Origin of the sequence: Streptomyces armeniacus, from assembly GCF_003355155.1 — a bacterium.
Lineage (GTDB): Bacteria > Actinomycetota > Actinomycetes > Streptomycetales > Streptomycetaceae > Streptomyces > Streptomyces armeniacus.
In genome coordinates this window covers 563,090-571,101 of sequence record NZ_CP031320.1, presented here as the reverse complement: position 1 = coordinate 571,101, position 8,012 = coordinate 563,090, and the positions used below count along the sequence as shown (strand labels likewise).

The 8,012-nt window shown below is 72.9% G+C and carries 9 protein-coding genes; 7 read left to right on the top strand and 2 right to left on the bottom strand.

The genetic code is table 11. The annotated features are described in order from the left end of the window. Nucleotides 1–426: 426 nt before the first annotated feature. From DVA86_RS02435 to DVA86_RS02425, 3 genes are read left to right on the top strand one after another with little or no spacing between them, the layout of a single operon-like run. Entirely contained in the window at nucleotides 427–945 is a 519-nt protein-coding gene (locus DVA86_RS02435) for a hypothetical protein (RefSeq protein WP_208875364.1), read from the top strand. 15 nt (nucleotides 946–960) lie between these two features. Next, on the top strand, nucleotides 961–1,737 hold the full coding sequence (locus DVA86_RS02430) for a DsbA family protein (protein WP_208875363.1): 777 nt from the start codon (nucleotides 961–963) through the stop codon (nucleotides 1,735–1,737). Continuing rightward, nucleotides 1,734–2,564: a cytochrome c biogenesis CcdA family protein gene (locus DVA86_RS02425; RefSeq protein WP_208875362.1), complete on the top strand. Its 831-nt coding sequence runs from the start codon at nucleotides 1,734–1,736 to the stop codon at nucleotides 2,562–2,564. The genes DVA86_RS02430 and DVA86_RS02425 overlap by 4 nt, the downstream gene beginning before the upstream one ends. Nucleotides 2,565–2,704: 140 nt before the next feature. Here the strand turns inward: DVA86_RS02425 and DVA86_RS02420 are convergent, their stop codons facing one another. Further along, on the bottom strand, nucleotides 2,705–3,136 hold the full coding sequence (locus DVA86_RS02420) for a DUF1801 domain-containing protein (RefSeq protein ID WP_245996282.1): 432 nt from the start codon (nucleotides 3,134–3,136) through the stop codon (nucleotides 2,705–2,707). Nucleotides 3,137–3,494: 358 nt separating this feature from the next. Here DVA86_RS02420 and DVA86_RS02415 point away from each other — a divergent pair, with 358 nt between their 5' ends. After that, nucleotides 3,495–3,683, top strand: a complete 189-nt coding sequence (locus tag DVA86_RS02415; RefSeq protein WP_208875360.1) for an adenine nucleotide alpha hydrolase family protein — start codon at nucleotides 3,495–3,497, stop codon at nucleotides 3,681–3,683. 63 nt (nucleotides 3,684–3,746) lie between these two features. On the opposite strand, the gene DVA86_RS02410 is transcribed toward DVA86_RS02415, so the two are convergent. Next, nucleotides 3,747–4,637, bottom strand: a complete 891-nt coding sequence (locus DVA86_RS02410) for an alpha/beta fold hydrolase (protein ID WP_208875359.1) — start codon at nucleotides 4,635–4,637, stop codon at nucleotides 3,747–3,749. A 101-nt stretch (nucleotides 4,638–4,738) separates the two neighbouring features. Here DVA86_RS02410 and DVA86_RS02405 point away from each other — a divergent pair, with 101 nt between their 5' ends. The 3 genes from DVA86_RS02405 to DVA86_RS02395 all read left to right on the top strand — a co-directional run bounded on the left by DVA86_RS02405 (nucleotide 4,739) and on the right by DVA86_RS02395 (nucleotide 7,991). After that, the gene (locus DVA86_RS02405; protein WP_208875357.1) at nucleotides 4,739–5,671 is read left to right on the top strand and encodes a LysR family transcriptional regulator; all 933 of its coding nucleotides are present in this window, start codon (nucleotides 4,739–4,741) and stop codon (nucleotides 5,669–5,671) included. Between the two features lie 69 nt (nucleotides 5,672–5,740). After that, nucleotides 5,741–6,796 (top strand): tartrate dehydrogenase, encoded by a 1,056-nt coding sequence (locus DVA86_RS02400; protein ID WP_208875355.1) that lies wholly within the window; start codon nucleotides 5,741–5,743, stop codon nucleotides 6,794–6,796. Between the two features lie 73 nt (nucleotides 6,797–6,869). Further along, nucleotides 6,870–7,991, top strand: coding sequence for a M20 family metallopeptidase (locus DVA86_RS02395; protein ID WP_208875354.1), 1,122 nt, complete (start codon nucleotides 6,870–6,872; stop codon nucleotides 7,989–7,991). Nucleotides 7,992–8,012 lie beyond the last annotated feature (21 nt).

The following is an 8,012-nucleotide window of genomic DNA, read 5'->3' as shown; positions in this document are numbered from 1 at the left end:
ACCCGTGCCGGCGGCGACGCGGGAATCGTCCCGGTCGCGGGCCGCGGCACGTCGGGGCAGGCCACGGCGCCGGTCCTCGGCCGCGTGACGGCCGAGGACCGCAGGCCGCCGGGCCCGAGTCTGGCTCAACTCTCCGTCTTGCGCCTATAGCAGCCATCCTCACGCGCCGCTCGTAGCCGGGGTCCCGCAACGACGGACTCGCGCTACGCGCCCTCGGTGCCGTCTGCCCGCCTGACCCCCGGCCGGCCCTCGTCCGGTGGCCCCTGCCTGGCGCCCTGCCTCCGGCTCGCCCCGTGACCGGCCGGTGCCACAGGGCGCCGGGCTGCCGGTTCGTAGGCAGGACGGCGCTGTGCCGGCCGCCTTGGCGGCCGCCTGTACCCGCATCCCTTCAGTGTTTCGGACCCGATCCCGATCCCAGGACACTCCATGCCTTCTTCCCCCCTTCGCCGGCTACGCCTGGCCGCACAAGCACTCGCCCAGTGGAGCGCCGCCCGCCGGGCCACGGCGGCCGTTGCCGCGGCGGCCACCGCCCTGGCCGTCGGCCTCCCGACGGCCCTCATCCCCAGTCCGGTCTTCGGACGCGAGATCGCGCCGGAGTGGTGGAGCTATCCGGTGCTGGCCGCCACCGCGCTCCTCGCCGGCGTGGTGCTGACCACGTACGTCCGCCGCCCGGCCGTACCGGACGGCCCGCAGCGCGTCTCGCGTCTGGGTGCGGCCGGCGGCGTGCTGTCGTTCCTCGCGGTCGGCTGCCCGGTCTGCAACAAGCTCGTCCTCATCGCCCTGGGCACCTCCGGTGCGCTGTCCTACTGGGCCCCGCTGCAACCACTGATCGGTGCGGCCTCCCTGGCGCTGCTCGCGGTGGCCGCCGTACGCCGCCTGGCGGGCGAGGTGGCCTGCCCGGCCGACGGGACCCCTCGCGCATCGACCACCGCACCGACGAACTGAACCCGGAGCACTCGTATGAACGCCAGCAGGAACAACCGTACGAAGACGACCCTCGTACTCGCCCTGGTCCTCGTCGCCGCCCTCGGCCTCATCGGCCTCTCCGCCTTCGCCGGCGCTGACTCCGACTCCGACAGCGGTGGAAAACCGGCCGACACCGACACCGGCACCGACGCGAGGGACTCCACCTCCGCACAGGAACGGGCGTTGCTCGCTCTGCAGCGCCGAACCGCGGGCGACCCGGCGGCCATGGGCGACAAGGACGCGCCGGTGGTCCTCATCGAGTATTCCGACTTCCAATGCCCGTTCTGCGGCAAGTTCGCGCGCGACACCAAGCCGGAACTGGTCGAGAAGTACGTGGACGCGGGCGTGCTGCGGCTCGAATGGCGCCACTTCCCGATCTTCGGCGACGAGTCGCAGGCCGCCGCGCGGGCCGGCTGGGCCGCCGGTGAGCAGGGCAGGTTCTGGGAGTTCCACGACCTGGCCTACGGCAAGGAGCGGAAGAAGAACAGCGGCGAGTTCGCCGACGGCAAACTGACCGCCATGGCGAAGGCGGCCGGGGTGAAGGACCTGGCCAAGTTCAAGCGGGACATGGAGAGTCAGGCCGCGCGACAGGCGGTGGCCCGCGACGCCACCGAGGGCCAGGGCCTCGGGGTGACCAGCACCCCCGCCTTCCTGATCAACAGCACCCCGCTGCTGGGCGCGCAGCCCACCGCGGTCTTCAAGGAAGCGATCGACCGAGCCCGCAAGGCAGCCGCGGCCAAGAAGCCGGACGACGACGGGAAGACGGGATGAGTGTGGACATCGGCTATCTCGCGGCGTTTCTCGGAGGTCTGCTCGCCCTGCTCAGCCCGTGCAGCGCACTGCTCCTGCCGTCCTTCTTCGCGTACTCCGTCAGCGGCGCCGGCCGGCTCCTGGCCCGCACCGGCATCTTCTACCTCGGACTGTGCACCACGCTGGTGCCGCTGGGCGTGGCCGGCTCGTTCAGCAGCAGGCTTTTCTACGGGCACCGCGATCTCCTCATCGCGATCGGCGGCTGGACGATCATCGCGCTGGGCGTGGCGCAGATGCTCGGGTTCGGTTTCGGCTCGCGGCGGATGCAGCAGGCCGCGGGGCGGATCCGGCCGGAGCAGGCACTGAGCGTGTACGCGCTGGGCGCGGTGTACGGGTTCGCGGGGTTCTGCGCCGGGCCCATCCTGGGGTCCGTGCTGACGGTCTCGACGATGGGCGGCAACGCCGCGTACGGAGGCGTGCTGCTCGCCTTCTACGCCCTGGGCATGGCGGCCCCGCTGTTCGCCCTCGCCGTGGCCTGGCACCGCTTCGACCTGGGCCGACGGCGATGGCTGCGCGGGCGGCCGGTCCGGCTCGGACGGCTGGAGCTGCACTCGACGCAACTGCTCTCCGGAGCACTGTTCGTGGGGCTGGGGGCGGTGTTCCTGGCCTTCGACGGCACCAGCGCCCTGCCGGGCGCGGTCGGGGTGGAAAGGGAGTTCGCCTGGGAACAGCGCGCCCGGGACATCGGGTCCGCGGTGCCGGACACCGTGCTGATACTCGCCGTCACGGCCGTGGCCGCCGTCATCGTCGCGGTCAGCAGACGCAAGGGCCGCGCCGTACGGGACTGACTCGACCGGTCGGTCTTACGGCCGGGCTGCGGGTCGGGCGCCAGGCCGCTGGGACGCGGGTGTGCGGGGCCGCCGCGGGTGAAGCGCCGCATACCTGCTCCGCCTCGGCGCTGCCGAGCCGGAGCGCGCGGTGGCAGCGTTCAGAAGAGGTCGTCGCCGGGCAGGTCGGCGGCCTGCCGGAGCCAGCTCGCCACCAGCTCCTCGTCGAGCTCCTCGTCCTCGTGGATGTCGAGGTAGCGCACGTGCGGGTGCTTGGATTCGCCCGGCGGGAGCGGATCGAGTGACGTGCCGTTGAGCCAGGTCACCTTCACGTATCGGGCGAAGCAGTGGAAGCTGAGGAACCACCCGTTGCCCTCGACGCCGTAGAACGGCGAGTTCCAGCGGACGGCCTTACGCAGCCCGGGGCCGGGGACGGTGCGTACGATCAGGTCGTCCAGCCTCTGGCCGACCTCGTGTTTCCAGCCCGGCATCGCGTCGATGAATGCCCGGACGGGCTTTTCGCCGTCGCCTTTCGGGATCTGCGGATTGCCGCCCGACAGCAGCCGCGGCTTTCCTGAGGACTTTTCCGCCATGCAGCTCATGCTAGAGGGTGTCGGGTGGCCTGTATTCCGAGCGCAACGCGTCACGTGTGACGTGCGCCAGGGGCGCGGGCTCAGCGCGTGCGGCCCCGCGGCTTGAGGGGTGTGGGGCCGGCAGCGTGGGGGTGCTCGCGGACCTCGTCCGGCAGTGCGCCGAGCGGCTTCATGGTCGTGGGCATGACGGTGACCTCCTTCTCCGGGACGGGGGCGGCGTACGGCGTGGACCTCACTGTTATCGTGCGGTCCGGCGCGCCGTCACGGGAGGGCCACCCGTCCGTACGGCGGGGCCGTTCGGCGCGGCGCCCCGCTGGAGGTCGTCTACGCCGTCCGCGACCTGGACGAGGCCCAGCCCGTGCTGACCCTCGCGGTGGCGCGGGCCCGGCGCTGCTGCCCCGGACTGCGGGTCCGCGGTACGGCCGCCGTCGGCACCCCGACGCGGGTGCTCGCGCGGCGCGGCCGGGGGGCCGCGCTGGTCGTGGTGGGCGACCGTACGGGCGGGCTCGGCCGCCGGGTGCTCGGCTCGGCGCGCGGCGCGCTCTGACCGCGCGGACGGAGGGGACGGAGGGGACGGACGTACGCTCCGGAGGGGTGCCCTCTCCGGAGCTCATTCCCGGAAGAACTCCCGCAGGTGCGCCACCGTCTCCCCGGGCGCCTCCTCCGGCACGTAGTGGTCGCACGGCAGGGCCGTGCCCCGTACGTCCGCGGCGTACTCGCGCCACGCGCCCAGCACGTCGTAATGGCGGCCGACGAAGCCGAGTTCGCCCCAGAGGGCGAGCAGCGGGGCGGTGACGGTGCGGCCGGCCGCGGCGTCCTCCGCGTCGTGGGCGAGGTCGATCGTGGCCGCGGCGCGGTAGTCCTCGCAGGACGCGTGGATCGCCGCCGGGTCGGAGAAGCAGCGCACGTACTCGGCCTGGGCCGCCTCGTCGAACGGGGTGCCCCCCTGGTGCCGGGCGTCCATCCGCGCCCGTACCCAGAACCCGGGGTCCTGCCCGATGAGGTGCTCGGGGATGCCGTTGCCCGCGGTGAGGAAGCCCCAGTGGTAGTAGGCGCGGGAGAATTCGGCGTCGGCGTGCTCGTAGACGTGCCGGGTGGGCACCACGTCCAGCACCGCAAGGGCGGACACCGCCCCGGGGTGGTCGAGGGTGAGCCGGTGTGCGACCCGGGCGCCGCGGTCGTGGCCGGCGACCGCGAAGCGGTCGAAGCCCAGGGACCGCATCACCAGCAGCTGGTCGCGGGCCATGGCGCGCTTGGCGTACGGGGCGTGGTCGCCGTCGGAGGGCGGCTTGCCGCTGTCTCCGTAGCCGCGCAGGTCGGTGAGGACCACGGTGTGGTGCGCCGTGAGCGCGGGCGCCACGTGGTGCCAGATGAGGTGGGTCTGCGGATAGCCGTGCAGCAGGAGCAGCGGCGGGCCTTCTCCGGCGACGCGGGTGTGGATCCGTACGCCGTCGGCGTCCACGGTGTGCTGGGCGAAGGCGGCAGGCAGGAGATCGCTCATGGAGCGATCAGAGCAGTCCCCCGCGGTGCCCGTCCAAGAGATGATGGCGACAATGGTTATAGGCGTGACCTATCAGGGCCCCGCGGTGAGAGGCTCGGAACGTGGACGTGAGACAGCTGGAGTACTTCCTGGCCGTGGTGGACCACGGCGGGTTCAACAAGGCCGCCGCGGCCCTGTATCTCTCCCAGCCGTCCCTGTCCCAGGCGATCCGGGCGCTCGAACGTGATCTCGGCAGTGAGCTGTTCCACCGGATCGGCCGCCGGGTGGTGCTCACCGAGGCGGGGCAGGCGCTGATCGAGCCGGCGCGGGGCGCGGCGCGCAGCCTGGAGCTGGCGCGTGCGCGCGTCGAGGCGGTGCACGAGCTGCGGAGCGGCCGGGTGGACATCGCCGCGATGCCGTCCCAGGCGGTCGAGCCGCTGACCGGGATGATCCGCCGGTTCAGCGCCTCGCACCCGCAGCTCTCGATGGTGGTGCGGGCCGCGTTCACGCCTCCGGACGTGATCGACATGGTGCGTACGGGGCGGTGCGAGCTCGGCCTGGTGGCGTCGCCGGACGCGGTGGATGCGGCGAACGTGGAGGTCCACGACCTGGGCCGGCAGCGGTTCGTGCTGCTGGCCGCGCGGGACGGCCCTTTCCGGGGTCGGCGGGCCGTACGGAGTGAGCAACTCGCCGGGCAGCGGCTGATCGTGGGCCAGCACGGCACGGGGATGCGCCGCTACGTGGACGATCTGCGTACGCGGGGCTGCGACGTGACGCTGGCGGTGGAGACCGAGCACCGCGTGGCGATCCTGCCGCTGGTGCTCGAGGGGGTCGGCGTCGCTGTCGTCACCGAGGCCTGGCGGGGTCTGGCCGAACGGGCCGGGGCGCTCGTACTGGAGCTGGAACCGGAGGACGGCCTGCGCATCTCGCTCATCAGCCGGCGCGCCGCGCTCACTCCGGCGGCGGCCGCGTTCCTGGACGAGGTGACGCGGGACCGGGCGGCCGGGGACCAGACGGCCCGGGATCAGGCGCCCCGGGACCGGGACCGCCGATAAGCAGCCGCTATAAGGGGCATGGGAACTGCGTCTTGGACGCGGCGGCCCGCCCGTTGCTGGAATCCCGGCATGGTCCATCACCACATCGCACTGATTCCCGGCGACGGGATCGGCGCCGAAGTCCTGCCGCCCGCCCAGCAGGTCCTCCGGCACGTCGGCCGCCGGTACGGCGTCGACTTCACCTGGACGTCGTACGACTGGTCCTGCGAGCGGTACCTCCGCGAGGGGGCGATGATGCCCGAGGACGGGCTCGACCAACTCCGGGACAAGGACGCCATCCTGCTCGGCGCGGTCGGCTATCCGGGCGTGCCCGACCATGTCTCCCTGTGGGGCCTGCTCATCCCGATCCGCCGGGGCTTCCGCCAGTACGTCAACCTCCGCCCGATCCGCGTCTTCGACGGGGTGCCCAGCCCGCTGTCCGGCGCGCGGCCGGGCGAGGTGGACCTCGTCGTCGTACGCGAGAACGTCGAGGGCGAGTACGGCGAGATCGGCGGCCGTCTGAACCGGGGTACGCCGGAGGAACTCGCCGTACAGGAAGCCGTCTTCACGCGGGCCGGGGTGACCCGGGTCCTGGAGTACGCCTTCGGGCTCGCGCGGCAGCGCGGCGGCGGCGTCACCTCCGCGACGAAGTCGAACGGCATCGTCCACACCATGCCGTTCTGGGACGAGCTCGTGGCGGAGTGCGGCGCACGCCACCCGGACGTCGGCTGGGACCAGGAGCACATCGACGCGCTCGCCGCGAAGTTCGTGCTCGAACCGGGCCGCTTCGACGTCGTCGTGGCCTCCAACCTGTTCGGGGACATCCTCAGCGACCTCGCCGCGGCCGTCGCGGGAAGCATCGGCATCGCGCCCGCCGCCAACCTCAACCCGGAGCGCGCGCACCCGTCGATGTTCGAGCCCGTGCACGGCTCGGCGCCCGACATCGCCGGGCGGGGGACCGCGAACCCGCTGGGTGCGATCTGGTCCGCGGCGATGATGCTCGACCACCTCGGGCACCCGCGGGCGGCCGCCGAAGTCGTCGGGGCCATCGCCGCCGTACTGGCCGGGACCGACGTCCGTACGCCCGACCTGGGCGGCAGCGCGACCACCGTCGAGTTCACCGAGGCACTGCTGCGGCACCTCTAGCCTTCCTCGTAGTCAACGCCATAGACTACGAATCCCGACAGTGAGGGAACGCCAAGGTGAAGGACGCGATGTGATGCCAGACTCCGGCTGTGCGGACGGCCAGGCCCTCGAACGGCTGTCGCGACTCGTCAGCATCGAGTCCCCCACGGGCCACGCGCCCGGACTCCAGGCGTGCTACGACCTCGTGGCGGACTGGTCCGACGGCTTCCTCGGCACCGCCCACCGGGAGGTGCGCGACGGTGTCCCGCACCTGTACCGCGAGGAGCGGGACCGCTCGTCCGCCTCCGGCAGGCCCGTACTACTGCTGGGGCACATGGACACCGTGTGGCCGCTCGGAACGCTCGCGGCGTGGCCGTTCGCCGTCGACGGCGAACGGGTCACCGGCCCGGGAGTCTTCGACATGAAGTCCGGCCTGGTGCTGGCACTCCAGGCCCTGCGGGCCGCCGGCCGCACCGGCCACGTACGGCTGCTGGTCACGGGCGACGAGGAGGTCGGCTCCACCACCTCGCGCGCGCTCGTGGAGGAGGCGGCACGGGACTGCGCGGCCGTACTCGTCCTCGAACCCGGCCTGGACGGCGCGCTCAAGACCGCGCGCAAGGGCGGAGCGATGTACCGCGTGGAGGTCACGGGCCGGGCGGCGCACGCCGGCCTGGAGCCGGAGCGCGGCGTCAACGCGTTGCTCGAGCTCGCCCACCAGGTGCTCGCCATAACCGAGTTGGGCGACGACGACCGCGGCACCTCCGTCAGCCCGACGGTTGCACGGGCGGGCAGCACGCGTAACACCATTCCGGAGTCGGCGTACATCGAGGTCGACGTACGGGCGTGGGACCGGGACGAGTTGGAGCGCGTCGAGAAGGACCTGCGCTCGCTCCGGCCACGTACACCCGGGGCCGGAGTCGAGCTCACGGGCGGCGTCAACCGCCTGCCGCTGGAACGCCGCATGTCCGCCGGGCTGCTCGACACGGCGCGGCGCGTGGCGCGGGCGGAGGGGCTGCCTCCCGTACGCGAGGCGAGGGTGGGCGGCGCGTCCGACGGAAACTTCACCGCGGCCCTGGGCGTGCCCACCCTGGACGGGCTGGGGCCCACGGGCGGTGGCGCGCACGCGCGGGACGAGTGGGTGGACGCGGCGTCACTGGAGGGGCGTACCGCGCTCATCGCCGCACTCGTCCGCGCGCTCGCCCCTCCGGAGAGCTGAGTGTCCGCCGCGCCTCCTGTC

What these genes read in the sequence shown, in the direction of transcription:
- DVA86_RS02435 (WP_208875364.1), top strand. Translation starts at nt 427, where the DNA reads ATGCCTTCTTCCCCCCTTCGCCGGCTACGCCTGGCCGCACAAGCACTC.
- DVA86_RS02430 (WP_208875363.1), top strand. Translation starts at nt 961, where the DNA reads ATGAACGCCAGCAGGAACAACCGTACGAAGACGACCCTCGTACTCGCC.
- DVA86_RS02425 (WP_208875362.1), top strand. Translation starts at nt 1,734, where the DNA reads ATGAGTGTGGACATCGGCTATCTCGCGGCGTTTCTCGGAGGTCTGCTC.
- DVA86_RS02420 (WP_245996282.1), bottom strand. Translation starts at nt 3,136, where the DNA reads ATGGCGGAAAAGTCCTCAGGAAAGCCGCGGCTGCTGTCGGGCGGCAAT.
- DVA86_RS02410 (WP_208875359.1), bottom strand. Translation starts at nt 4,637, where the DNA reads ATGAGCGATCTCCTGCCTGCCGCCTTCGCCCAGCACACCGTGGACGCC.
- DVA86_RS02400 (WP_208875355.1), top strand. Translation starts at nt 5,741, where the DNA reads ATGGTCCATCACCACATCGCACTGATTCCCGGCGACGGGATCGGCGCC.
- DVA86_RS02395 (WP_208875354.1), top strand. Translation starts at nt 6,870, where the DNA reads ATGCCAGACTCCGGCTGTGCGGACGGCCAGGCCCTCGAACGGCTGTCG.